The following is a 22,019-nucleotide window of genomic DNA, read 5'->3' on the forward strand; positions in this document are numbered from 1 at the left end:
TTTTCTATGCCGTTTCCATGGCTTTCAACGCGGCTTCGACATGGGGGTTGAAACGCCCCCAGCGCTTGTAAGCGAGTGCGTCCTCCGACGCCGCCCGCCAGCTGGCGGCAAACGCATTGCGATCTGCCGGATCGGCCAATGCGTCCCGCAGCGGATCGAGACAGATACGGATGCAAAAGAGGACGGCATTTGTCGCTTCGAGGCGCACCAGGGTTTGCCGTTCGACGCGCAGGAAAAGCTCGTCGATGGCGTTCCGCGGCGCCAGACTATCGAGCCGGTCGCGCATGGCGCTGCCATGCGGCCACCAGCGTTCCTCGCCTAGCTGGACCGTCCAGTTGAAACGTTCGAACACTTCGCCGGCCGGCATGCGGTCGAAGACGCGGCTGATCTTGCCGGCCAGTCCCGGTGAACCGCCCGGAACCGGGGTGTGCAACTGGTGCAATTCCCGATCGAAACTGTCTTCCAGCGAAAAGAAGGTCGGCTGGGTCAGAAGCAGGCTGGTTGCGGTCCAGCCTTCGCCGCCATCCTCCATCACAACGAGATCGTCCGAGACCAGGCGTCCGGCCGCGACAAGGGCGGGCTCGTCGCGCGCGCTGCGCGATCTGCCGACCGCCTGTTCGATCCGGGACAATGCTTCCGCTTCGGCCGGTGCCGCTTCGGGCCGCGCGCGATAGTAGTTCTGCGGATCGGCATCGAGCCGCTCATTCTTGAGCGGCAGCCAGTGGGCCTCGGGGTCCGGTTTGAGCCAGGTGGCCGGATCGATCCGCTGCAGCCCGACCTGGAATCGCGGCGGGCCATTGTAGAAGGGCGTGTAGGGTGGCCGGTTCACTTGCGGCGCAACCCCAGCAGGACCCCCAGGCCGAGCCCGAGTGCGATGCCGACGGCGTCGGCCGCCAGATCGGCAAAGGACGCTGTGCGCTGCAGCACGGGTGAGCCCTGAATCAACTCGATCAGCGTGCCGTGGGCGAACAGCCCGAGCGCGATAAACCAGAGCGGCAGGCCGCGCCATCCGAAGGCTGCCAAAAGGCTTAAAACGGCAAAAGCGGCGGCGTGCTCGATCTTGTCCGTGCCCAGGAGACGCGGCGGTGCTGCGGGCCCGGGCAGCAGCGCAATCACGGTGATGGCTGCAAAGGCCAGCCAGAACATGCCCTTGGCGGCTTGCCGCAGGACAAGGCTCTTCCTAGGGTCCGCAAAAGCTGATGACGAGCGAGGGGTCATGACCGCATCTGTCCTTGATATCGAAGCCTTGTCAAAGCCGCGCTTTGACTGGACGCCGGAAGAGGCGGGCCGGGTCTACCGCGCACCTTTTAACGATTTGCTGTTCGCCGCGCAGAGCGTGCACCGGCGCCATCATGCGGCCAACGAAGTGCAGAAATCCCAGCTCCTGTCGATCAAGACGGGCGGGTGTGCCGAAGATTGCGGCTATTGCAGCCAGTCGGCGTTTCACGAGACCGGGCTGAAGGCGTCAAAACTGATGCCGGTGGAGGATGTGCTCGACAAGGCGCGCAAGGCGAAAGCCGGTGGAGCCACGCGTTTTTGCATGGGCGCCGCCTGGCGCTCGCTGAAAAACCGCGATGTGGAGGCAGTGTGCGCGATGATCGAAGGCGTGAAAGCGGAAGGGCTGGAGACCTGCGTCACGCTCGGCATGCTGGAAGACGGTCAGGCCGAGCGCCTGAAAGACGCCGGGCTCGATTATTACAACCACAATCTCGATACCAGCCGTGAATATTACGGCTCGGTGATCACGACGCGGACCTATGAGGACCGGCTCGACACGCTGGGCAAGGTGCGCGCGGCGGGAATTCATATCTGTTGCGGCGGGATTATCGGCATGGGCGAAGGCGAGGATGACCGGATCGGCCTGCTGGTCGAGCTGGCGCGGCTGTCGCCGCATCCGGAGAGCGTGCCGATCAACCATCTTGTGGCCGTGCAGGGCACGCCGCTGGGGCATGCGCAGCCGCTGGACGGTTTCGATTTCGTGCGCGCCATCGCCGCGGCGCGGCTGATGATGCCGCGCTCGGTGGTGCGCCTGTCGGCCGGGCGCGAAGGCATGAGCCGGGAATTGCAGGCTTTGTGTTTCCTGGCCGGCGCCAACTCGATCTTCGTGGGCGAGGAATTGCTGACCACGCCCAACCCGGACCTCAAGCAGGACGGCGCGCTGATGCGCGATCTGGGGCTGGCGCCGATGGCGGCGCCGTCGGCACCGGCGGAGTAATCGAGCGTGGTTCGAGGCTGCCCCGCCTTCGCGGGGGCAGGCGGCCAGCACCTCACCATGCGGTGATTTTGTGCCTAGAGGATTTTTCCTCCCCCGTTTACGGGGGAGGGGGACCACGAAGTGGTGGAGGGGGCATGCCCCCCTCGTCCCTTCGGGACACTCCCCCCGTGAACGGGGGGAGAAACCGTTAGGGCTAAAGCCCCGCCAGCTCGCGCAGATAGTCCCAGGTGAAAAGCCCGGTGTCGTGGCCGTCGTCGAAGACGATCTGAACGGCATAGCGGCCGACCGGGTTCGCCGCCGTGACGCCGACATTCTCCTTGCCGGTGATGATTTTCTTCTGCGCGGGCGAATGACCCTGCACTTCCGCGCTCGGCGATTCGACACGCAGCGTCTCGAACGGGATCTCGCCGGTCTGTCCGTCATCGAAGGTGACGGTCAGCACTTTTCTCGATGTCGAGAAATCGAGCTTGGTCGGCCAGGCGCGGCTCATCGGGTTTCCGCATCGCTCAATTCCCGCGCCTCTTCCGGCAGCATGATCGGCACCCCCTCGCGGATCGGATAGGCGAGCCCGGCCTGTTTCGAGACCAGCTCATTTTTTTCCCGGTCATAGCGCAGGGGGCCGCGGCTGACCGGGCAGACCAGCACTTCCAGGAGTTTCGGATCGACGTCCTTGGACGGGGATTTATCGGTATCGCTCATGCGTCCAATCTAGTGTCGGGGTGTGCGAACGGCTAGGGGTTTGCTTCACCCAGATCCGCCGGATCCGGTTCATAATCGATCAGATCGCCGGGGCGGCAATCCAGCACCAGGCAAAGCTTCGCCAGCGTGTCGAAACGGACCCCCTTGACCTTGCCATTGCGCAGCAGGCTGAGCTGGGTTTCCGACAGGCCGATCTTCTCGGCGAGGTCGCGCGCGCGAACCTTGCGGCGGGCCAGCATGACGTCGAGCGACATGACGACCGGCATCAGACGAACCCGTCCAGTTCTGCGCGAATGCGCTGGCCGCGGCGCGCGATCAGTACCAGAACCAGCCCGGCAAAGGCGAGGACCAGATTGGCCAGGCTGACATCGAGGTTGGCCCCGGTCATGGTGGTGAAGCCGTTGCGCATCAGGTGACGCAAGGCCGGTTCGGCAATCATCGCCATCCATGCCCCCAGCATCAGGCCGGCCCCCATCCGCATGAGTGCGCGAACCAGCGCAGGCTGAAATTCGCCTTTCCTGGCCTCGGCATCAAAGACGGCTGCCCCTGACCAGAAGGCCCACAGATAAAACGCCGGGGCTATCAGGCCGAGCCAATCCGAACCGGCCGGCATGGCCGGATAGAAGCCGGACTGTTTCAGCAGCAAGACCAGCGCCGCCAGAAGAATCACGGCGCGCATGAGGCGGGCCGCGGTCGGCCGCAGAAAAGCAGGCATGGCATAACCTCTCAGGTCAATTAATTAACCTGGCACGATAATTATTTTATGTTTTATTTAAAGTCAACCAGCCGTTAGCTGGGCTAGTTTTCGATCCCGCTCGCGCCCTCGGCCAGCTTGCGCTCCAGGAGCGCGGTCATGAGATCGTAACGCAGGCGGATATCGCCCGCTTCCAGCAGCGCCTGTTTTTCCTTTGCGGCGAAGGGCGCCACCATCGCCATCTGGTCGATAACCCGAACGATCGGGGCCGCTTCCACCGTCGACCAGTCGCACTTGATGCCTTCATTGGCGAACCAGCCGCGCAGCAGGGCCGTAAAGCGTTCGCGGTCGGAATTGATCAGGGCTTCTGGCGCACGCCGATCGGCCTCGAAGACCGACCAGTCGACAGAGGCCGTGCGATAGGGCGTTTTCTCATCGAGTTCCTGGCGGATCTCGAAACGCGAAATGCCCTGCAAGGCGATCAGATACCGCCCGTCCTCGGTCTCGGCGTGTTCGGTGATAAGGCCTGCCCCGCCGACGGCTTCAAGCGCGGGGCGGTCGGGCGTGCCGCCATCGCGTGTTTGCACGATGCCGATAAGCTTGTGCGCGGCCATCGCATCATCGGTCATGTTGAGATAGCGCGGCTCGAACACGTTCAGCGGCAAGACCTCACCAGGCAGCAGGATTGCGCCGCCCAGGGGGAAGAGCGGCAGGGTATCGGGCAGAGTTGTCATGTCCTAGGACCTAGGCTGCAGACCGCCGCCCGCCAAGGGCACATCAGGCAAACAGCATCGCCGAGAGCCTGCGGCGGCCCGACTTGGCGACGTCAGACGCAAAGCCGGCGGCCTCGAAAATTTCGAGCAGGCGCGCCTTGGCCTTGCCATCCTGCCAATCCTGATCGGCTTCGAGAATGGCGAAGAGCTGATCGCTCGCGCCCTGCAGGTCGTTGCGGCCGGCCAGCGCATTGGCGAGCTGGAAACGGGCGTCGAAATCGCCGGGATTGGCGGCAACATTCTGCTCCAGTTCTCCCGTATCGCCGGCATTGCCCGCCTCGTCCTGCAGTTTCAGTGCGGTCAATACCGCCTGAACGGACGGGTCGGACTTCTTGTCCTCGGGCACGTGCCCGAGCACTTCGCGGGCCTTGTCGGTATCGCCGCCGGCGATGAAGACACGGGCCATGCCGGCGATCGGGGCCGGGTTTTCGGGATCGGACTGGGCGGCCAGTGAAAAGTCCTGCGCCGCTCCGCCAAGATCGCCATTGTTCAGGCTCTCCTCGGCGCGCGCGATCAGGGCGTCGATCTCGGCCTTGTCCGGCCCGTCGCCGGTCAGGCGCTTGATGAAGTCATTGATCTGGCTTTCCGGCAGCGCCCCCATGAAACCGTCGACCGGCTGGCCGTCCTTGAAGGCAAACACGGCGGGAATGGACTGTACCCGCAATTGCTGGGCGATTCCGGGATTCTCGTCGATGTTGATCTTGACCAGGCGGACCTTGCCGGCGGCCTTGCGCACCGCGTTCTCGATCGCCGGGCCGAGCTGGCGGCAGGGGCCGCACCAGGGCGCCCAGAAATCGACGATGACCGGCACCTCTTTCGACGGCTCGATCACATCGGCGATGAAGTTCTGATCGCTGGAATCCTTCACCGGATCGAGACCGTCAGCCTGCGAGGCGGACGGCTGGGCGTTCGGATCGGACGTAAAGAACTGGCTCATATCGTATTTCCTGCTGTTTCCTGCCCTACTTGGCGTTCCCGACCCCGGTTGACAAGATTACTCGGCTGCCGCGAGCGCGGCAAAGTCGACAATCAGCGGCTCGTGGCCGGTGGCGCGGGCAAAGACAAGCAGATCGCCGGGCGAAAGCGCTGTCGTGGCATCATTGCGCAAGGGGTGAAAATTCACCGGGTCGTGCTCCAGAAGCGCCTTGTCGAGGACGAAGCTGACGCGGTTCGCGTTATCGTTGATCAGTGCGAAGGCCGTGACCGAGCCGGGCCGCACGCCCAGTGCCTCCCACAAATCGTCCTCCTTGGCGAAGGATAGGCGCTGGCAATCGGCCAAGCGGTGCAGGCGGTTGACGCGAACGGCGGTATCGCCCAGCGCCGACACCAGGACCAGCCGGCCCTTCTTGTCCTTCAGGAAAAGATTCTTCGTGTGCCCGCCGGGCAAGCCGGCCTTGATCGCCTCGCCTTCGGCGACGGTGAAGACCGGCTCATGGTCGAGCGTTCGATGGGCGATGCCCAATTCATCGAGGTATCGGAACAGATCTTCGCGGGAGGCTGGCATGGTTCCGGGTTATGCGGCATGACGGGCGCAGATCAAGCGCGTTTTCGGGGGATCACACCACATGACAGAGCCTGTCTGCTTTTTCGCATTCCGCAGCCCGTATTCGCGGCTCGGCCTGCACAAGCTGGCGCGCGCCGGGGTGATGCCGCGGATGATCCCCTTTACCGGACCGCCGGACGGGGTGCCGTTCTTCAATCCGACCGAGTCAAAGCCGAAGCTCGACTATTATCTCGAGGACATTCCGCGGATGACGGCACGCATGGACCTGAAGCTCGGCTTTCCCGACCCGTTCGAGATCCGGGGCGATCTGCCCCAGCGCGCCTTTCACTGGGCCGACCGGCAGGGGCAGGGGTTTGCGTTCGCACTGGCGGCCTCGGATGCGCGCTGGGGCGAGGGGCTCGATCTTGCCGATCCGGAGGTGCTGGCAGCGATCGCTGCGGGAGTCGATCTCGATCTGCCGGATGCCGATACGCTGCAGGGCGATGCAGATCTTGATGCCGACATTGCGGCAGCGCGAGCTTTCGTCACGGATTATGGCGTGTTCGGCGTCCCGTTCCTGGTCGCCGGCGGGTCGAAATACTGGGGCCAGGACCGGTTTGATCTGTATTTGGAGACGTTGTCCGGTTAGCTGAATCTTGCGGCTTGCCAAGGCCGGGAGATTGGGCGATATACCCCGCCTCCCGGCGTAAAGCCGGTACCCCAATTCATGAGCGGGCGTAGCTCAGGGGTAGAGCGTCACCTTGCCAAGGTGAATGTCGTGAGTTCGAATCTCATCGCCCGCTCCATTCTCCCACGCTGAAAATGAAAAGAGCCGGAGGCTGGGCTCCGGCTCTGATTACGGCCTGTGAGACGCACCGGCCAGCATTCATCGGTGTCTGGCTAGCCCTTTTCGGGCTGGTCCACGTAGCGCAGGTAAGGCTTTACGCGGTCGAACTGACCAAACGCCGCCTGCGCATCCTCGTCAGACACCGCCGGAACGACAATGACTTTCCCGCCCGGCGACCATTGGGCCGGTGTGGCGACCTTGTGTTCCGCCGTCAGCTGCATGGAATCGATGACGCGCAGGATTTCATCGAAATTCCGGCCTGTGGTCATCGGATAAGTCAGCGACAGCTTGATGCGCTTATCCGGACCGACGACAAACACAGACCGGACGGTGGCATTGTCGGCGGCTGTGCGCCCCTGCGCCCCGCCTTCGATATCGGCCGGCAGCATGTCGTAGAGCTTGGCGACTTTCAGATCGGGATCCCCGATCAGCGGATAATCCACCTTGTGGCCGGTCACATCCTGAATATCCGATTTCCAGCGATTGTGATCATCGACCGTATCGACGGAAATCCCGATCACCTTGGTGTTGCGCTTGGCAAAGTCGTCGACCAATCCGGCCACATATCCCAGCTCGGTGGTGCAGACCGGCGTGAAATCCTTGGGGTGCGAAAACAGCACCGCCCAGCCATCGCCAACCCAGTCGTGAAAACGGATCGGCCCATGGGTGGTCTCGGCTTCGAAATCCGGGGCAACATCATTGATGCGTAAAGTCATGGCAGTCTCCTCGGCAAGGTCTCCTTTGCCCGATATGGGCACGCCGTTCTGGTTTAAAAGGGCGGCGGGTTGGGCAGCGCTTGACGTCCTGTCCGTTCCGCAGAGCGTTTTCATGGCGATCACGGGCGTGATGATCAGGGCTGGGGCGCCATCGGCAGCGTGGTCATGTCGGGCCGGGTCAGATTGTAGTCCTGCTCAAAGGCCGGGATCAGCGCGCAACCGGCCGCGGCATCTCCCTGATAGATGGCCGCGACGATGGCCTGCATCCGCCGAATGGCAGTCGTCAGCTCTGCCTGGCTCATCTGGTCGGCCCGATAGCGCTCGCCGAGGATGATACCGTAGCCGGTGACCAGGCCCATGGCCCGTGGCGGCCCGTCGGGGTCAGGCCGGCAGTATTGAATCGGCATAGTGTTGGGACCGGACGGTGTGGACGCCAATCCTTCACCGATTCCGACGAAAACCAGCTGCGGCGCCGTGAGCTCGACCGCCGGATTGCCGACGCCCGCAAACACCAGTTGCGGCACCACATATTCAGCGTCCGGTGCGCCCACCCCGGCGAAAACCAGTTGTGGAACGGCATAGTCTACGTCCGGCGCGCCCGCGCCGGCAAAGACGAGGGGCGGGACCGCATACACGATGTCCGGGCTACCCATGCCGACGAAGGCAAGCCCGGGAACCGAATACTCAATGTCTGAAGCCCCCACGCCGGTAAAAACGAGTGTTGGAACGTCATATTCGGCATCGGGCGCACCCACCCCCACGAAGACGAGTTCCGGGACGGTGTATGCAGGGTCCGAAGCGCCGATTCCGACAAAGGCCAGTTGCGGGACAGCATATTCAACATCGCCATTGCCCACGCCCGCGAACACCAGGTCCGGCGTCACAAATTCCATGTCGCCATCGCCGACGCCGGCGAAGGTTAGTTGCGGTACGCCGTATTCGATTTGCGGGTCGCCGGTGCCGGAAAAGACCAGTGGCGGCACGTCGAATTCCACCGGCGCCGTCTGTGAATGGGCCGGGCCCGTCAGCCAAAGGGACATGACTGCGATCAATGCAGCGGGAAGCGCCCGGTATGTGAAGGAAGCGGGAACGGGAAACTCGCTTATCGCCTAGTATTCGCCGACATGCTCGTATGATCCGTCGCCATTGACGTGGAAATACTCTTCGGCGCCGTTCGGATCCTCGTGCGACGCCATCCACATATTGTAATTGCCCTGATGCTGGATATTGCAGGTCCAATCCTCGACGCTGTCCAGGAGCGAGACGTCATTGATCGGGATTTCGATGGTGACGGTGCCGGAATAGGCGCGATTGGCATCGAGCGGAATGTCGGCATAACCGGTCACAACGGCGTAGCCGCTACTGTTGCGCAGATAGCAGTAGACCCGAACCGCCGGAACGTCAGGATGTACGTCCGAGACTTCGACCGGTACGGTGAAGACATGGGTCGGGCCGGCTTGTGCGAAGGCTACCCCTGCGCTCATCAGGCCGGCGGCGGCAAGGCTCAAAACACCGATGCATGATCTGATTTTCATCGCAAACTCCCCTGCTGGTTGACGCGAGCCTAGCGAATTCGCGCGACCGCAGCAATTTGGGTCGGCGATGCCGGAAGTTTGTGCCTTGGAATACGGGCGAGGCTGTTCTGCCGCCCGCTATTGCGGTCCTGCCAAAGCGCTGGACTTCGGCAAAATGACGATGGCAAGCTGAACCCATGGCGGATCGGGCGAGTGGTTCCGAGAACAGGATCGACGCCTGGACGGCGCGTTTGGCCGGCCTGGCGCGGGCGCGACCGGCGGTAGCGTTGTTCGCCACCGCCTGGCTGGTGTTTACGCTTGCCTATTTCTCGGTTTTTTTGATCACCGGAGCCGGCAGCGGCACCGGCCGGCTGCTCGTCTCGGCGCTCATGAATACGAGCTCGGCCTTCGTTCTGGCGGCCCTCCTGATATTGCTGTTCGAGCGCTATGTGTTCGATCTGAAGCTGCCGCGGCAGGCGCTCGCTCACCTCGTGCTGGCACCGGTCTATGCGCTGACCTGGTATGTGGTCGTGATTGTGTCGATCGGCTGGCGCGACGGGTCGCTGGATGTCGGTTTCGAAGTGTTTCCGTTTTCGCTGGTCGCCTTCACCTGGCAGACCTTTCAGGGGCTGACAATGTACAGCGCCGTGGCGGCGGCGGCCTGGGCGCTACGGCTGTACCGGGCGCAGCGGTCGGCGGCAGCGGACGTGGCCGCCGCCGCACCGGAAAGCCCGCGCCGGGTGCTGGTGCGCGTGGATGACGCCCTCGCCTCGCTACCGGTGCGCGACATTTCGCGGATCAGCGCGCGCGGCGATTATGCTGACATTTTCGCCGCCGGCCGGCGCCATACGGCGCGGCGCACGCTGGCCTCGCTGGCCGAGCTCCTGCCGGGCGACCAATTCGTCCGCGTGCATCGCTCCCACATCGTCAATCTCGACGCCGTAATCAGTGTCGAACCGGCCGGCGACGGACGGCTGACCGTGCATCTGCCGGGGGGCGAATCGGTCACCACCAGCCGCGCCGGCGCGCGGCTCGTGCGCGCGCGCGCCCTCTGAGCCCCTGGCGCAGGGGCAGCGGCTTGCCTTCAGGCATGGGCGTTCGCCGCCCGGCGATGGCGATTCGTCGTTTTTTGGCGCGCAGCGGAGGGGCCGATCTAATCTGCTGGCGACTCGTCAACTGTCCCAGGGGAATGTCATGTCCCAGCTTCGCTTGTCCGCCTGTTCGGCCGCCCTGCTTCTTGCAGCGGTCTCTTCTGCGCTCGCCGATCCACGCTTTGAAGGTGTTGACCAGCCGATCCGCGACGGCGACGTGCCGCCCTTCGTGTTGAGCGGGCTGACGCCGCAGGCTGAGGTCCGGCTGATCGCGGAACGGAGCTCGCCCTGGGGACCCAACCAGGCTTATCGCGCCAGCGCCGTGTTCCGGGCCGATGCTTCCGGGATGGTGGATCCGACGCGGCAAGCCCCGGTCCGCGGCGACTGGCTGCGGGTTGATCCGTTCGCCCTGTTGTGGGCTGCCGACCGCGTGGAGGCCAGCGGGCTCGCTGCCGAAGACCCGCTGATCATCGGCCTCGGCGCGGATCTCGATCTCGACGGCGTCGCCGATGTGACCGCGCAGCTCGACATGCGCGGCGGCCTTGATGGGGTGGAGGAAATTGCCGTCAGCTCCGACCTTCCGGGCGCCTATTTCCTGCGTCCGGCCGGCGAGGGCCCCTTCCCGGCGATTATCGCGCTGGGCGGTTCGGAAGGCGGGGATCGCGGATCACGGTCGCTCGCGGCGCCGCTGGTGGCCCGCGGTTATGCGGTGCTCGGCCTGCCCTATTATTCGCCGACCTGGTTCGGGCGGCCGCAGCAAATTCCGGAACTGCCGGTGGCGTTTTCCGAAATCCCGCTCGACACGGCGGAGGCGGCGCTGGCCTGGCTGGTAGCGCGTGACGATGTCCGCGCCGATGCCATCGCCATATACGGCGTGTCGAAAGGCGCGGAATTTGCGCTGGCCGCCGCCTCCCGCATCGACGGGTTCGCGGCGGTCGCAGCCATCGTGCCAACCGATGTGATCTGGGAGGGCTGGGGCGCCGGCACGGCGCCCGGCCAGAATTCCAGCTTTTCCTGGCGCGGTGAGCCGCTCGATTTCGTGCCCTATGAAGGTATGACCGAGACGATTGCCGCCCTGGCGCGCGGCGAGCAGCGCAGCTTGCGCCCGGCGCATGAGGACGGCCGGGCCGCGCATCCGGAACGGGTCACGCCGGCGCGGATCGCCGTCGAGACGATCGACGAGCCGGTCTATCTGTTGGGCGGGATGCTGGATAATGTCTGGGCGTCAGGGCCCATGACCGTGACCCTTATCGAGCGGCGTGAAGCCGCAGGCCTGCCCACATTCGGACTGGTTTACGAAGATGCCGGGCATGGCCTGTCGGGCCCGCCAACGACACCTTCGGGCGCCGCGGATGCCGCGGCGAAGACCGAAGCCTTTCCGCACCTCCTCGCCTTCTTTGCAAACCATCTGGGCGGCCGCAGGGAGTAGCGCGCTAGCGCAGGGTCCCCGCCACCCGCTCCGCAATCGCCAGCGAAGCCGTCAGACCCGGGCTTTCAATGCCGCGCAGATAGACGAGGCCTGCCTGGCCGTGACCGGCTTCGCCGAGGATCTGGAAATCCGCGGGCGGTTCGCCCTCGGCGTGGAGTTTGGGGCGGACGCCGGAGTAGTCCGGGGCGAGCCGGCCGGCCTCGATATCGGGCCAATAGGCGCGGATCACATCGGCGAAGGCCTCCCGTTTGGCGGGATCAACGGCATAGTCGATGCCGGTGGGATCGCTGGTGTCCAGCCAGGTAACGTCCGGTCCGAACTTCACCCGGTGATCGAGCCCCACCGTGGCGTGAACGCCCAGCCCGCCGCGCGCCGGGAGCGGGTAGATATGATGGCGGAAGGGTGCCGCTCCGGCATAGGAAAAATAGTCGCCCTTGGCGAAGCGGTAGGACGGCGTCAGGTTTTGGATCCGTTCCGAACGGCCGTCATGCGGGATCGTGGCGAGTCCGGTGGCGAGCACGAGCGCGCGGCAGCGGATATCGGTCCGGCCGCGATCGTCGAGCCGGATCGCGAACCCGCCGTCGATCTCGCGCCAGGCCGCCACGGGATTTCCGAGCGCCAGAATGCCGCCCGCCGCCTCGAATTCCGCCAGCAATGCGATCATGTATCCATGGCTGTCGAAAATGCCGGTTTCCGGCGATTGCAGGGCGGCGGTGCAGTCGAGGGCGGGCTCGAGCGCCCGTGCCTCCGCTCCGCTCAGCCATCGCAGCGAATTGACTCCGCAGGCGCGGGCATTGTTGGCGATCCGTTGCAGTGCCGGCAGCTGGGCTGCATCGGTGGCGACCACCAGCTTGCCACACTTGCGGTGCGGAACGTGGTGCCGGGCCAGGAAGTCATAGAGTTTTCGGCGGCCCGCCAGGCAGAGCTCGGCTTTCAGCGATCCCGGCGGATAATAGATCCCGGCATGAATGACCTCGCTGTTGCGGGACGAAATACCGCTGCCGATGGCCGTTTCGGCCTCGACAAGCGTGACGTCACGTCCGGCGCTGGCAAGCTCGGCTGCGCAGGCCAGGCCGACAGCGCCGGCGCCCACAACAATCGTATCGGCCTCAAACATCCCGGTCATCGCGCCAGAAGGGCCGCGCCGGAGCGCCGCGTCAATGTCTGGCCTGTTTGATCTCCGCCGGGGTCAGATGCCTTCTTCCAGACGCTGGATGGCCGCCTGCACATGGCGGCGTCCCAGTATCACACGGAGGATGAGATATCCGATCGCCAACATGACAGCGCCAGCAAGCACGCGATAGGCGAGAATGATGCCGGAGAAGGTGAGGTTGTCCGGGTTGTTTTCAATCGGCGAAATACCGAGGCCGAAGACCTCAAAGGTGTCGGCCAGGCCGCCACGCAGTGCCTGGTCGGACAGGAAAACGCCCAGATCCAGCGCCCCGATCTCGGCCGCGCCGACGCCTTGTCCATTCAAAGCCAGCGCCGCAGGTCCCGGCAGAAACCAATCCTGTTGGACCACCAGCACGGCGATAACGGCGCCGGGTATCACGAGCCCGACTACCACCAGACCCAGAGCGCGAAGCGCGACGGCACTGGCGGTTCGGCTTGCATGTTGCCGCAGATCTCGAATCCGGCGGTCTATCGATCCGGATTTTGTCGGCGGCGGGCCTGGATACCGCCGGAGCACATCCGCTTCGTTGAACGTCTTTGCGATGTTCAGCAATGCGCGTGCGACTGTCAGCGAGATCAGCAGCGTAAGCACAATTGCGGCCCAGCTGTATGCGTACAAGGCGATGTCGCCGGTCAGCGCGGCAATGATCTGGTCGAATCTATCCGTGTCCATGCTTGCCCCCCGGGAAGGAACGCTAACATCGGATAGTGCCGGTATTGAAGGGCCCTACGCCAAAAACGCCTTGATCTTCGATAGCGCCGACGGCTCGGTCAGGAAGGGCGCATGGCCGACATCCGGCACCGAGACGAATTCGAGATCCGGCTTGCGGTCCTTCATTTTCTCGACCGTCGACATCATCAGGAGGTCGGAGAGCGCGCCCCGCACCACCAGCGTCGGGATGTCTTTCATGGCGTCGAACAGCGGCCAGAGATCGACATCGACATCGCCGCCCTCGGCGATCGACTCCGCGATCGCCTTGTCATAATCCAGCACAATCGTGCCATCATTGGTCTCGCGGCAGGTCTTGCGCGCAAAATCGAGCCAGAAAGCCTCGCCGGTCTGTTTCGGGAAAGCCTCGCCGTTTATCTCGCGGATCGCTTTGGCGGCTTCGGACCAGTTGGCAAAGCGGCCTTCGGTCTTGCCGGCATAGCCGCGGATGCGGGCAATTCCGGCCGGATCGAGCTCCGGCCCGATATCATTGAGCACGGCCCTGGCAATGCGTTGCGGCGCCATGGCCGCGGCGGCCATCGTCATCAGGCCGCCCATGGAGGTGCCGACAAAGACCGCGCGCTCGATCTTGAGATGGTCGAGCAGGTCGAGCATGTCCTGCGCATAAATGGCCGGTGTGTAGCGCTCGGGTTTCGGGTCATGTTCGGACCGGCCGCGGCCGCGCTGGGTGGCGCAGATCACGGTCCGGCCCATGGCCGCGGCGTGCGGCGCGAAATCCTCGAAATCCTTCAGATTGCGCGTGAGTCCGTGCAGGCAAAGCAGCGGATCACCGGTCGCTTTGCCGGCTGGTTCGTAGACCCGGTAGTGAAGTTTCAACCCGTCGGCATTTTCGAAGAAGTCGTCGCTGAAGGTGTCGTCGGCACGTTCCACTGCTTCGGCCTTGGAGCCCGCGGGCCTGACCGGCGAGTCGCCTTCCCAGTCCTTGCGCAGGCGCGGGGCGGCAAGGAAAAGCAGGATGGAGGCCATCACATAGTAGGCCGCCCCACCCATCAGCGCGTAGCGCAAGCCATCGTCTCCAAAGACCGGGGCCAGCGCATCCGACAACAGGCCAATCGAGAGATTTCCGAGCGCGAGGCCCATCAGATTATTGATCAAGAGGAAAATCGCCGAAGCCGTGGCGCGCATGTTCGGCGGTACGATGTGCTGGAAGGCCGACAGGACCGGGCCCAGCCAGGCGAGGCCCAACGCAGTCGGGATGACGAGCGCGAAGAAGGTGACCGTCAGGCCGCCGCCCCACAGGGCGAAGGCGAAGAAGGGCACAACGGCCGCGAAGGCGATGGCGGGTACGCGTGCATAGGCCGCCTTGTCGGATGCGCCGAGCTTGTCGCCGATGAAGCCGCCTAGCCAGATACCGATCAGCCCGCCGATCAGCACGACCGTGCCATAGAAATAAGCGGCGCTCAGCAGGATCTGGCGGGCTTCGGTGATACCTTCCGGGAACAGTCCACCGGGCAGGAAGCTCATGAAATCGGGCAGATCCGCCCCATAGCTGCGCACCAGGAAGGCCGGGATCCAGAAGAACAGGCCATAGCCCATCATCGAAGAAAAGGCGGCGCCGAAGGACAGGAACCAGAAGCTGGGTTTTGAGGTCAGCTTGCTGAGCACAGCGGACACCTTGGCCGGCTTGGTGTCTGCGCCGGGCGGATCATAGCGGCCGCGCTCGGGCTCTTTCAGGAACAGTTTGAAAACCGGCGCGAAGAAAACCCCGGCTAGACCGACGATCAGAAACGCCCAGCGCCAGTCCAGCAGGCTGGCCAGTACACCGCCGAGCACGATGCCGAGGGCCGATCCGATCGGAATGGCAAAGGAATAGATGGCCAAGGCGCGGGCCCGCTTTTCGGGCGGGAAATAGTCCGAGATGATGGAATAGGACGGCGCAACACCGCCAGCTTCGCCAATGCCGACGCCGACCCGCGCGAGGAAAAGCTGCCAGAAATTCTGGGCGAGGCCGCAGACCGCTGTGAAGGCGCTCCAGACCACCAGCGCGATGGTGATGATCCAGCTGCGATTGGTGCGGTCTGAGAGCCAGGCGATCGGCACGCCGAGCGTCGAATAGAAGATCGCAAAGGCCAGGCCGCCCATCAGGCTGAGCTGGGTATCGGATAATCCCAATTCCTGCTGGATGGGCACCGCCAGCACGCCGATGATCTGGCGATCGACGAAATTGAAAATGTAGACCCCGATCAGAAGGAACAGGACGGTGGCGCGATAGCCCGCGGTGTGTTCGGCGCGGGCGGTGGTGTCACTCATTCAGCGGTCTCCAGAAAGGCGCGGACATCGGCGACGGTGCGGGCCGGGTCGTCCTCGTGTGCAGCGTGGGCGAGGTCCTCGTAAACGATCAGCCGGGCATCCGCTATGGCGGCCTCGACCCGCGGGCCGTGGCTGGCCGGAATGAGGACATCGCGCCCGCCCCAGAGGATCAGCGTCGGGGCGGTAATCTGCGCCAGCATCGGCGTCGGGTCGGGCATGGTGAATTCGCGGATATGGGCGATGAAGGCGTCGCCATTTCCCTCCCGCCGCATCATGTCGATGATGGTCCGTACGCGGGCATCGCTGACCGAGGCCGGGTCGGCATAGCTGAAGGCCAGGCTCTGGCGGACGCCGGCTTCGGGCGCGAGCTGCAGGAAGGCCTGGATGGCGGCGGGCGGTTCGACCGGCTCATCGCCGACCTCATTGAACTGAAAGACGCCGGGATCGACGAGAATCAGGCGGTCGACGCGGCCGGGATAGGTTGCCGCGAAGCGCCAGGCGATTGTGCCGCCGAGCGAGTTGCCGGCGAGGGCCGCGCTATCGATGCCCAGCGCATCCATCAGTCCGGCCAGGAATTCGGCGCGTTCCTGCGCAGCATAACGCTGATTGGGGTCGGGTCCGGTCAGGCCGTGGCCGAGGAGATCATAGCGGATGACCCGGTAATCCCGCGAAAGGTCTTCCGCCCAGCCGTCCCAGCTTTCCAGCGAGAAGGTAAAGCCATGAATGAGGATGATCGGCGGGGCGTCTACCGGCCCTTCCTCGCGGACCCGGACGCGCGCGCCAGAGACCTCCACGAAGCGGTCGGCGGCGGTTACGTATTGCGCTTCGAGCGCGGTGGCGGGCTCGCCACTGGTGGCGTCCTGATACCAGAGATAGGCCGCGCCCAGCGCGATCAGGATGAGCGCCAGCAGGCCGCCGACGATGTAGAGGAGCACACGCATCGCGATACCCTACACGGCTCCGGCCCGGAGGCCAGAGCCGTCAGGTGCTGTGATCAATAGCGGAAGGCAATGGTGCCGGTGACGGTCCGCGGATCGCCGTAGAAGGCGGTCAGCGTTCCCTCGAGGCCGAGCTCCGGAGCCAACGTCGTATTGTTCACGAAATCATAGCCGGCGACGATGTAGCGTTCGTCGGTGAGGTTGCGGCCGTGCAAGCCAAACTGCCAGCGGCCGTCGTCGGAATCCCAAACAATGCTGGCATTCCACAGCGTGAAGGCGTCCTGATCGATGCGGTCGAACGGGATTTCGAACTGGGTCGAGTCGCCGCGGTAGGCCAGCGTGTTGAGAATGGTCAGATCGCCATTCCGCACCGGCGTGACATAGGTCAGCGTCGCGGCGGCCGTCACATCGGGCGTGTTCTGGATCTCGACCTGATTGGAAATGTTCTGGCCGAAGGCGTTGATGAAGGTGCCGTACTCGCCGTCGAGCAGGCCGATCGCCCAGTCGAGCGACAGGGAATCACCGCGTCCAGACACGTCATCGGAGACCAGAAGCGAACCTTCGTATTCAAGACCGCGGATTTCCGCTTCGGCAGCGTTGGTGGTGACACCGGTGAAAGTATCGTTGACGCCGTCACCGTCGGTATCGACCCCGACCGAGCCCGGGATCTGCACGTCCTTGTAGTCCATGAAGAAGACCGCCAGCGCATGGCGGTAGCGGCCATTGTCATAGCGCCAGCCGACCTCATAGCTGTCCACCTCTTCCGGATCGAAGCCCATGAACTGGAAGATCTCGTCTGCGGTAACATTGCCATCACCGTTGAAGTCCGGCGTGGCCGTCGTCTGTCCCCGCGGATCGAAGCTGCCGCCCTTGAAGCCCTGGCTGTAAGCGCCATAGAGGCTGTTTTCATCATTGATCGTGAAGTTCAGCGAGGCGCGCGGCGAGAAGTCTTCCCATTCGGCCGATCCCTGGAAATCCGACGTGGTCGCGATCAGGATTGGATTGCCGCCGAAGAATTCCGAGAACCCGCCGATATAGGTGCGGCGCAGGACCCGCGATGTCCGTTCGTCATTGGTATAGCGTCCGCCGATGGAGGCGCTGACCCAATCGTTCAGGTCAAAGCTGATGTCGGCGAACACCGACCAGGTTTCGGTCGACACATCACCGAAAGTCTGTGCGTTAAGCCCGGGCAGACCGATCAGGCTGCCGAGCGGGCCGAGCACGACATCAAACACCGTGCTCGCATTGGCGTCGAGATAGTAGACGCCGCCGACGCCGCTGATGCGGTCGCCTTCGTAGAGAATCTGGAATTCCTGCGAGAACTGGTCGTTCTCGTAGATGGCCGGCACGTCGAGATCGTCAGCGGGCAGGCTGTCGAAATCGATTGGCGTGGTGGATTCGTCCTCGCGATAGGCGGTGACGCTGCGGAAGCTCCAATTGTCGTCATGATAGTATTCGGCGAGCAACGTTCCGCCAGATGCTTCGACTTGCTGATCAACGACGTTAAGACCGGCGCGCGTGTCATAGACATCGTTGAGCACCGGCGCACCGGAGAGCGCGCCCGGGATCAGGCGATGGCCCTGGCGTGGCGCGGAATCATCGGTCACCGTGTCGCCGGACAAGCGGAAGAACCATTGCGCATTCGGCTCGAATTCAGCCGACGCGCGAAATGCCAGCACCTCTTTGTTGTAGTTGTCCTCGCCGGTTACGAGATTGCTGCCATAGCCGCCGCGGTTGAGGCTGGCGACGGCACCGCCGACGCGGAAGGTCTCGGACAGCGGAACCGATCCGGAGACAATCGCGTCGATCTGCTCATAGCTGCCAATGTTGAGCCGGGCGTTGAGCGTTGGCGCGTCGGGATCGAGGCGGCGGGTGATGTATTTGACCGCGCCGCCAATCGTGTTCCGGCCATAGAGCGTGCCTTGCGGGCCGCGCAGCACTTCGATGGCCTGCACATCGTAAATGTCGAGGACTGCCGCCTGCGGACGGTTGAGATAGACATCGTCGAGATAAAGACCGACGCCGGATTCAAACCCCGCTACCGGGTCCTGCTGGCCGACGCCGCGAATGAAGGCGGTCAGGGTGGAATTGGTGCCGCGCGACACTTCCAGCGTGACGTTCGGCGTCGTCTGCCCGACAAAGGTAATGTCCTGCGCGCCTGCGGTTTCGAGTGCCTCGCCCGAGAAGGCGGTCACGGAGAGCGGGACATCCATGATGGATTCTTCACGCCGCCGCGCCGTCACCGTCACGGTGTCGCGCGGTTCGCCCATGCTCGACGTCTCGTCCTGGGCAGCGACTGGCGCGGCTATGACCGGTAACAGCGAGACGCTGGCCAACAGGACGGCGAGCCGTACGGAACGGTTGCGGTGTGTCATGATGATCTCCCTCACGCCCCGGATATTTGGTTTTGGGCTTGCAGCGCGTACGCGGCCGCCGCCCGGCGGGGCTCCTTTGCTTGGCGCCAACAAATTCAACGCTAGTTGAAATGTCAATCGAAATTCATTGGGCGTTGAAATTAGTTTTCGATGTGGGCATTGATGCAACACTGGCGTTCGCCGCTTGCCGGATTGTCCGCCGGGTGCAAGGGTCTTGCGCAAACCTCTGACAGGGGGAGGGAAATTGGCCAGTCGCGGTGAGAAAACACGGCAGAAGATTCTCGATTCTGCCGAGAATCTCTTTGCCAAGCGCGGCTATCACGGCGTCACGATCCGGCAGATCACGGCCGACGCCAATGTCGATACCGCGCTGGCGAATTATCATTTCGGCACGAAGCGCAACCTGTTCGATGCGGTCCTGCTGCGCCGCGCCGAAGAGCTCAACGAGGTCCGCCTGCACCGGCTTGAGGAGATCGAGGCGGCAGCCGAAAACGGGGTGGCCAGCCTGGAAGACATTATCGACGCCTTTTCCCATCCGCTGCTTGAGAAATCGGCTCGCGGCGGGCCCGGCTGGAAAAGTTATTTCGCGCTGATCGCCCAGATCAACAATTCGCCGGAATGGGGCGGGAAGCTGATGACGGAGTATTTCGACCCTCTGGTGCGGCGCTTTATCGCCGCCATCAAGCGCGCCCTGCCCAATGCATCGGATGCCGACATATACTGGAGCTATCACTTCTTTTCCGGTGCGCTGGTCCTGACCTATGCCGAAACCGGCCGGATCGACAATCTGTCGGACGGCAAGGTGCATTCGAGCGATCTCGATGCTGTGCAGCTCCGGCTACCGCCCTTCATCGCCGCCGGATTCCGCAAGCTTTGCGAATAGCGCGACACTGACAATTTCAACGCTTGTAGAATTCTGGTTGACGGCTGCGGCTCTCCGCGCCCACCATGGCTGCAGGCTGGAGGGAGGCTCGCGGCATGGCATTGCGGCTGACGTCGGACGCACCGTTCTTTCCGGAAATCCTGTCTTTGCATGCGCGCTGGCGCGGCACGCAGCCGGCGATCGTATGCGATGAAATCGCCCTTAGCTGGGCCGAATTCGACGCCGCCGCGAACCGCCGGGCGAATGCCTTCAACAAGGCCGGCCTGAAGCCGGGCGACGCGATTGCCCTGGCGATGACGAACAGCGCGGACATGGTGTTGGCGATTGCGGCGGCGATGAAAGCCGGGCTCGTCACGGCACCGCTCAATGTCAGCGTCCGGCCGGCTGCGATGCTGAGCATGATCGCTGACGCCGGCGCCCGCGCCATCATCGCCTCCCCGGAGCTCGCCGCGCCGCTCGAGGCGGCAGGAAGCAGCTCCGATCTGCCGAAATTGAAACTGCTCGACCGCCCCGGGCCGGACGGATGGCATGTGCTGGCCGATTGGGCGGAGGCGGCTGAGGACGGTCCCCCGAGCTATCGAGCCCGGCGAGACGATCCGCTGAACATCATCTATTCCTCCGGCACGACCGGGCAGCCGAAAGGCATATTGCATACGCATGGTACGCGGCTCGACTGGGCCTACGATCTGGCGATCGCGCTGCGCTATCATTCCGGAGCGCGCACGCTGGTCACGCTCGGGCTTTATTCCAATATCAGCTGGGTCATGATGCTGTGCACCTGGCTGGCCGGCGGTACACTGTTCATACGGTCCGGTTTCAGCGCGGCCGATGTTCAGGAGCAGGTCAGGCGTCACCGCATCACCCACACCGCCATGGTGCCGGTGCAGTATCAGCGTATTCTCGACGATCCGGGGTTCGACGCCCGCGCCTTCGATACGCTGCAATATGTCATGTCGTGCGGTTCGCCGCTGCTGGCACATACCAAGTCGGCCTGGCTCGAGATCTGCCCGGGCGTGATCGAACTTTATGGCCTGACCGAAGGTCTGATCACGACCCTGGATCCGGAGGACGCGCCGGGGCGGCTGGCCTCCGTCGGCAAGCCGCTGCCGGGCACGGATATCCGCATTCTCGACGAGCAGGACCGGGACTGCCCGACGGGACAACCGGGCGAGATTGTCGGGCGCGGGCGCATCGCCATGCCTTTCTATCATAACCGGCCGGAGGCGACGCAGGCGGCGAGCTGGACGGATAAGAACGGTCAGGTCTGGCTGCGCACCGGCGATATCGGCCAGCTGGATGCCGACGGGTTCCTCTACATTGTCGACCGCAAGAAGGACATGATCGTCTCCGGCGGACAGAACATCTTTCCGAAGGATATCGAAACCGTGCTGATCGACCATGCCGAGATCGCCGACGTCGCCGTGATCGGCGTGCCCGACGAGATATGGGGCGAAACGCCGATCGCGGTCATTGTGCCAACCATTGGCGCTTCGCCGGAACCGGCAAAGATCGTTGCCTGGGCGAATGACCGCCTCGGCAAGCAGCAAAGGCTCCGCGGCGCGCAGCTGATCGACGAATTGCCGCGCAATGCCAATGGCAAGGTTCTGAAACGCGAATTGCGCGACCGGTTCAGCTAGAAAAAGGCCGGAGACAGAGCTCCGGCCCTCAGGGTGTCCAGATTGTGCCGGGCCTAGCGCCGGTGCGTATAGGAACCGGCAAACTCCCATTCACCGTTTCGGCTCCGGCACATCTCGAACGATCCGCGATCGTAATCGCCATAGCCGGACCAGGATTCGGATTCGAACCGGGCGCAGGTCTGACCGCCGCGATCATAATAGTCGCGGGGGTGGATTGCGCCTTTCGCGCCCGTGCGCGGGTTTTCCCAATAAGCCGGCTGGCGATATTCCGCGGACCAGCCGCTGGCATAGGCATATTGCCGCTCGTCGCATTCATTGAAGCGGCCGCCGAGGCCGACATCGACATTCAGTACCGGACCGACATCCAGGACCGCGCCGAGGCCCAGCCCACCGGAGCGGCGGGTTTCACAAGCTTGCGGATAATAGCGGTAATCGCGCCGGTCATATCCGCCTTCATAATAGCTGTGGTGATAGCTGAAGCTGGTCGAATGGCCGGATTGCGCGTGCGCACCGGCGCTTCCCAGCATAGCCACCGGCAGCGCGGCGGCGAGGAAAAGCTTCTGCATTTGCAT

At 63.8% G+C, this 22,019-nt stretch carries 24 protein-coding genes and 1 tRNA gene; 7 read left to right on the plus strand and 18 right to left on the minus strand.

The features are described from left to right. Window positions 1-4 precede the first annotated feature (4 nt). Together ACO08C_RS06850 and ACO08C_RS06855 are read right to left on the minus strand one after the other, a co-directional pair. Window positions 5-829 carry a heme-dependent oxidative N-demethylase subunit alpha family protein gene (locus ACO08C_RS06850; RefSeq protein ID WP_421788545.1) on the minus strand — a complete coding sequence of 275 codons (825 nt, stop codon included), beginning with the start codon at window positions 827-829 and terminating at the stop codon, window positions 5-7. After that, window positions 826-1,146 (minus strand): teicoplanin resistance protein VanZ, encoded by a 321-nt coding sequence (locus tag ACO08C_RS06855; RefSeq protein WP_421788547.1) that lies wholly within the window; start codon window positions 1,144-1,146, stop codon window positions 826-828. Before ACO08C_RS06855 ends, ACO08C_RS06850 begins: the two co-directional genes overlap by 4 nt. A 70-nt stretch (window positions 1,147-1,216) precedes the next feature. On the opposite strand from ACO08C_RS06855, the gene bioB reads away from it, so the two are divergent. Continuing rightward, window positions 1,217-2,215: a biotin synthase BioB gene (gene bioB / locus ACO08C_RS06860; protein WP_421788548.1), complete on the plus strand. Its 999-nt coding sequence runs from the start codon at window positions 1,217-1,219 to the stop codon at window positions 2,213-2,215. A 193-nt stretch (window positions 2,216-2,408) separates the two neighbouring features. On the opposite strand, the gene ACO08C_RS06865 is transcribed toward bioB, so the two are convergent. The 7 genes from ACO08C_RS06865 to ACO08C_RS06895 form a co-directional block, all read right to left on the minus strand. Next, a complete protein-coding gene (locus ACO08C_RS06865; RefSeq protein ID WP_421788550.1) occupies window positions 2,409-2,705 on the minus strand; it encodes a gamma-butyrobetaine hydroxylase-like domain-containing protein in 297 nt (98 codons plus the stop codon). Beyond that, on the minus strand, window positions 2,702-2,914 hold the full coding sequence (locus ACO08C_RS06870) for a Trm112 family protein (RefSeq protein ID WP_421788552.1): 213 nt from the start codon (window positions 2,912-2,914) through the stop codon (window positions 2,702-2,704). The genes ACO08C_RS06865 and ACO08C_RS06870 overlap by 4 nt, the downstream gene beginning before the upstream one ends. Before the next feature lie 32 nt (window positions 2,915-2,946). Next, window positions 2,947-3,180 carry a helix-turn-helix domain-containing protein gene (locus tag ACO08C_RS06875; protein WP_421788554.1) on the minus strand — a complete coding sequence of 78 codons (234 nt, stop codon included), beginning with the start codon at window positions 3,178-3,180 and terminating at the stop codon, window positions 2,947-2,949. Continuing rightward, window positions 3,180-3,629 (minus strand): hypothetical protein, encoded by a 450-nt coding sequence (locus tag ACO08C_RS06880; RefSeq protein ID WP_421788556.1) that lies wholly within the window; start codon window positions 3,627-3,629, stop codon window positions 3,180-3,182. The genes ACO08C_RS06875 and ACO08C_RS06880 overlap by 1 nt, the downstream gene beginning before the upstream one ends. Before the next feature lie 83 nt (window positions 3,630-3,712). Next, a complete protein-coding gene (locus ACO08C_RS06885) occupies window positions 3,713-4,342 on the minus strand; it encodes an LON peptidase substrate-binding domain-containing protein (RefSeq protein WP_421788558.1) in 630 nt (209 codons plus the stop codon). Window positions 4,343-4,385: 43 nt separating this feature from the next. After that, a complete protein-coding gene (gene trxA / locus ACO08C_RS06890) occupies window positions 4,386-5,318 on the minus strand; it encodes a thioredoxin (protein WP_421788559.1) in 933 nt (310 codons plus the stop codon). Window positions 5,319-5,375: 57 nt separating this feature from the next. After that, window positions 5,376-5,885: a prolyl-tRNA synthetase associated domain-containing protein gene (locus ACO08C_RS06895; RefSeq protein ID WP_421788560.1), complete on the minus strand. Its 510-nt coding sequence runs from the start codon at window positions 5,883-5,885 to the stop codon at window positions 5,376-5,378. Window positions 5,886-5,946: 61 nt separating this feature from the next. Here ACO08C_RS06895 and ACO08C_RS06900 point away from each other — a divergent pair, with 61 nt between their 5' ends. Next, window positions 5,947-6,513, plus strand: a complete 567-nt coding sequence (locus ACO08C_RS06900) for a DsbA family protein (RefSeq protein WP_421788562.1) — start codon at window positions 5,947-5,949, stop codon at window positions 6,511-6,513. An 82-nt stretch (window positions 6,514-6,595) separates the two neighbouring features. Next, a tRNA-Gly gene (locus ACO08C_RS06905) sits at window positions 6,596-6,670 on the plus strand. 94 nt (window positions 6,671-6,764) lie between these two features. Here the strand turns inward: ACO08C_RS06905 and ACO08C_RS06910 are convergent. The 3 genes from ACO08C_RS06910 to ACO08C_RS06920 form a co-directional block, all read right to left on the minus strand. After that, window positions 6,765-7,427 (minus strand): peroxiredoxin, encoded by a 663-nt coding sequence (locus ACO08C_RS06910; RefSeq protein WP_421788564.1) that lies wholly within the window; start codon window positions 7,425-7,427, stop codon window positions 6,765-6,767. Window positions 7,428-7,561: 134 nt separating this feature from the next. Beyond that, entirely contained in the window at window positions 7,562-8,467 is a 906-nt protein-coding gene (locus ACO08C_RS06915) for a hypothetical protein (protein ID WP_421788565.1), read from the minus strand. Window positions 8,468-8,536: 69 nt separating this feature from the next. Beyond that, entirely contained in the window at window positions 8,537-8,962 is a 426-nt protein-coding gene (locus ACO08C_RS06920) for a hypothetical protein (RefSeq protein WP_421788566.1), read from the minus strand. Window positions 8,963-9,138: 176 nt separating this feature from the next. On the opposite strand from ACO08C_RS06920, the gene ACO08C_RS06925 reads away from it, so the two are divergent. Both ACO08C_RS06925 and ACO08C_RS06930 read left to right on the plus strand, forming a co-directional pair. Next, entirely contained in the window at window positions 9,139-9,996 is an 858-nt protein-coding gene (locus ACO08C_RS06925; protein ID WP_421788567.1) for a LytR/AlgR family response regulator transcription factor, read from the plus strand. A gap of 139 nt (window positions 9,997-10,135) precedes the next feature. Next, the gene (locus tag ACO08C_RS06930; RefSeq protein ID WP_421788569.1) at window positions 10,136-11,461 is read left to right on the plus strand and encodes an acyl-CoA thioesterase/BAAT N-terminal domain-containing protein; all 1,326 of its coding nucleotides are present in this window, start codon (window positions 10,136-10,138) and stop codon (window positions 11,459-11,461) included. Between the two features lie 4 nt (window positions 11,462-11,465). On the opposite strand, the gene ACO08C_RS06935 is transcribed toward ACO08C_RS06930, so the two are convergent. From ACO08C_RS06935 to ACO08C_RS06955, 5 genes are all read right to left on the minus strand, one after another. Further along, window positions 11,466-12,587, minus strand: a complete 1,122-nt coding sequence (locus ACO08C_RS06935; protein WP_421788570.1) for an NAD(P)/FAD-dependent oxidoreductase — start codon at window positions 12,585-12,587, stop codon at window positions 11,466-11,468. 63 nt (window positions 12,588-12,650) lie between these two features. Beyond that, entirely contained in the window at window positions 12,651-13,307 is a 657-nt protein-coding gene (locus ACO08C_RS06940) for a hypothetical protein (protein WP_421788571.1), read from the minus strand. Window positions 13,308-13,361: 54 nt separating this feature from the next. After that, window positions 13,362-15,614 (minus strand): MFS transporter, encoded by a 2,253-nt coding sequence (locus ACO08C_RS06945; protein ID WP_421788573.1) that lies wholly within the window; start codon window positions 15,612-15,614, stop codon window positions 13,362-13,364. Next, a complete protein-coding gene (locus tag ACO08C_RS06950) occupies window positions 15,611-16,555 on the minus strand; it encodes an alpha/beta fold hydrolase (RefSeq protein ID WP_421788574.1) in 945 nt (314 codons plus the stop codon). The genes ACO08C_RS06945 and ACO08C_RS06950 overlap by 4 nt, the downstream gene beginning before the upstream one ends. A 53-nt stretch (window positions 16,556-16,608) precedes the next feature. Continuing rightward, on the minus strand, window positions 16,609-18,927 hold the full coding sequence (locus tag ACO08C_RS06955) for a TonB-dependent receptor (protein WP_421788576.1): 2,319 nt from the start codon (window positions 18,925-18,927) through the stop codon (window positions 16,609-16,611). Between the two features lie 244 nt (window positions 18,928-19,171). On the opposite strand from ACO08C_RS06955, the gene ACO08C_RS06960 reads away from it, so the two are divergent. Together ACO08C_RS06960 and ACO08C_RS06965 are read left to right on the plus strand one after the other, a co-directional pair. Beyond that, complete coding sequence (locus ACO08C_RS06960; protein WP_421788577.1) at window positions 19,172-19,810, plus strand: TetR/AcrR family transcriptional regulator; 639 nt, start codon at window positions 19,172-19,174, stop codon at window positions 19,808-19,810. A gap of 95 nt (window positions 19,811-19,905) precedes the next feature. Next, window positions 19,906-21,447 carry a class I adenylate-forming enzyme family protein gene (locus tag ACO08C_RS06965; protein ID WP_421788578.1) on the plus strand — a complete coding sequence of 514 codons (1,542 nt, stop codon included), beginning with the start codon at window positions 19,906-19,908 and terminating at the stop codon, window positions 21,445-21,447. A gap of 53 nt (window positions 21,448-21,500) precedes the next feature. Here the strand turns inward: ACO08C_RS06965 and ACO08C_RS06970 are convergent, their stop codons facing one another. After that, window positions 21,501-22,013, minus strand: coding sequence for an RT0821/Lpp0805 family surface protein (locus tag ACO08C_RS06970; protein ID WP_421788579.1), 513 nt, complete (start codon window positions 22,011-22,013; stop codon window positions 21,501-21,503). Window positions 22,014-22,019: the final 6 nt, after the last annotated feature.

It is taken from the genome of Hyphobacterium sp. (genome assembly GCF_965229905.1).
GTDB lineage: Bacteria > Pseudomonadota > Alphaproteobacteria > Caulobacterales > Maricaulaceae > Hyphobacterium.

Excerpts from the sequence above, each read along its gene's own strand:
- ACO08C_RS06855 (WP_421788547.1), bottom strand. The coding sequence starts at position 1,146 with ATGTTCTGGCTGGCCTTTGCAGCCATCACCGTGATTGCGCTGCTGCCC.
- bioB (WP_421788548.1), top strand. The coding sequence starts at position 1,217 with ATGACCGCATCTGTCCTTGATATCGAAGCCTTGTCAAAGCCGCGCTTT.
- ACO08C_RS06865 (WP_421788550.1), bottom strand. The coding sequence starts at position 2,705 with ATGAGCCGCGCCTGGCCGACCAAGCTCGATTTCTCGACATCGAGAAAA.
- ACO08C_RS06870 (WP_421788552.1), bottom strand. The coding sequence starts at position 2,914 with ATGAGCGATACCGATAAATCCCCGTCCAAGGACGTCGATCCGAAACTC.
- ACO08C_RS06875 (WP_421788554.1), bottom strand. The coding sequence starts at position 3,180 with ATGCCGGTCGTCATGTCGCTCGACGTCATGCTGGCCCGCCGCAAGGTT.
- ACO08C_RS06880 (WP_421788556.1), bottom strand. The coding sequence starts at position 3,629 with ATGCCTGCTTTTCTGCGGCCGACCGCGGCCCGCCTCATGCGCGCCGTG.
- ACO08C_RS06885 (WP_421788558.1), bottom strand. The coding sequence starts at position 4,342 with ATGACAACTCTGCCCGATACCCTGCCGCTCTTCCCCCTGGGCGGCGCA.
- trxA (WP_421788559.1), bottom strand. The coding sequence starts at position 5,318 with ATGAGCCAGTTCTTTACGTCCGATCCGAACGCCCAGCCGTCCGCCTCG.
- ACO08C_RS06895 (WP_421788560.1), bottom strand. The coding sequence starts at position 5,885 with ATGCCAGCCTCCCGCGAAGATCTGTTCCGATACCTCGATGAATTGGGC.
- ACO08C_RS06900 (WP_421788562.1), top strand. The coding sequence starts at position 5,947 with ATGACAGAGCCTGTCTGCTTTTTCGCATTCCGCAGCCCGTATTCGCGG.
- ACO08C_RS06910 (WP_421788564.1), bottom strand. The coding sequence starts at position 7,427 with ATGACTTTACGCATCAATGATGTTGCCCCGGATTTCGAAGCCGAGACC.
- ACO08C_RS06915 (WP_421788565.1), bottom strand. The coding sequence starts at position 8,467 with ATGTCCCTTTGGCTGACGGGCCCGGCCCATTCACAGACGGCGCCGGTG.
- ACO08C_RS06920 (WP_421788566.1), bottom strand. The coding sequence starts at position 8,962 with ATGAAAATCAGATCATGCATCGGTGTTTTGAGCCTTGCCGCCGCCGGC.
- ACO08C_RS06925 (WP_421788567.1), top strand. The coding sequence starts at position 9,139 with ATGGCGGATCGGGCGAGTGGTTCCGAGAACAGGATCGACGCCTGGACG.
- ACO08C_RS06930 (WP_421788569.1), top strand. The coding sequence starts at position 10,136 with ATGTCCCAGCTTCGCTTGTCCGCCTGTTCGGCCGCCCTGCTTCTTGCA.
- ACO08C_RS06935 (WP_421788570.1), bottom strand. The coding sequence starts at position 12,587 with ATGACCGGGATGTTTGAGGCCGATACGATTGTTGTGGGCGCCGGCGCT.
- ACO08C_RS06940 (WP_421788571.1), bottom strand. The coding sequence starts at position 13,307 with ATGGACACGGATAGATTCGACCAGATCATTGCCGCGCTGACCGGCGAC.
- ACO08C_RS06945 (WP_421788573.1), bottom strand. The coding sequence starts at position 15,614 with ATGAGTGACACCACCGCCCGCGCCGAACACACCGCGGGCTATCGCGCC.
- ACO08C_RS06950 (WP_421788574.1), bottom strand. The coding sequence starts at position 16,555 with ATGCGTGTGCTCCTCTACATCGTCGGCGGCCTGCTGGCGCTCATCCTG.
- ACO08C_RS06955 (WP_421788576.1), bottom strand. The coding sequence starts at position 18,927 with ATGACACACCGCAACCGTTCCGTACGGCTCGCCGTCCTGTTGGCCAGC.
- ACO08C_RS06965 (WP_421788578.1), top strand. The coding sequence starts at position 19,906 with ATGGCATTGCGGCTGACGTCGGACGCACCGTTCTTTCCGGAAATCCTG.
- ACO08C_RS06970 (WP_421788579.1), bottom strand. The coding sequence starts at position 22,013 with ATGCAGAAGCTTTTCCTCGCCGCCGCGCTGCCGGTGGCTATGCTGGGA.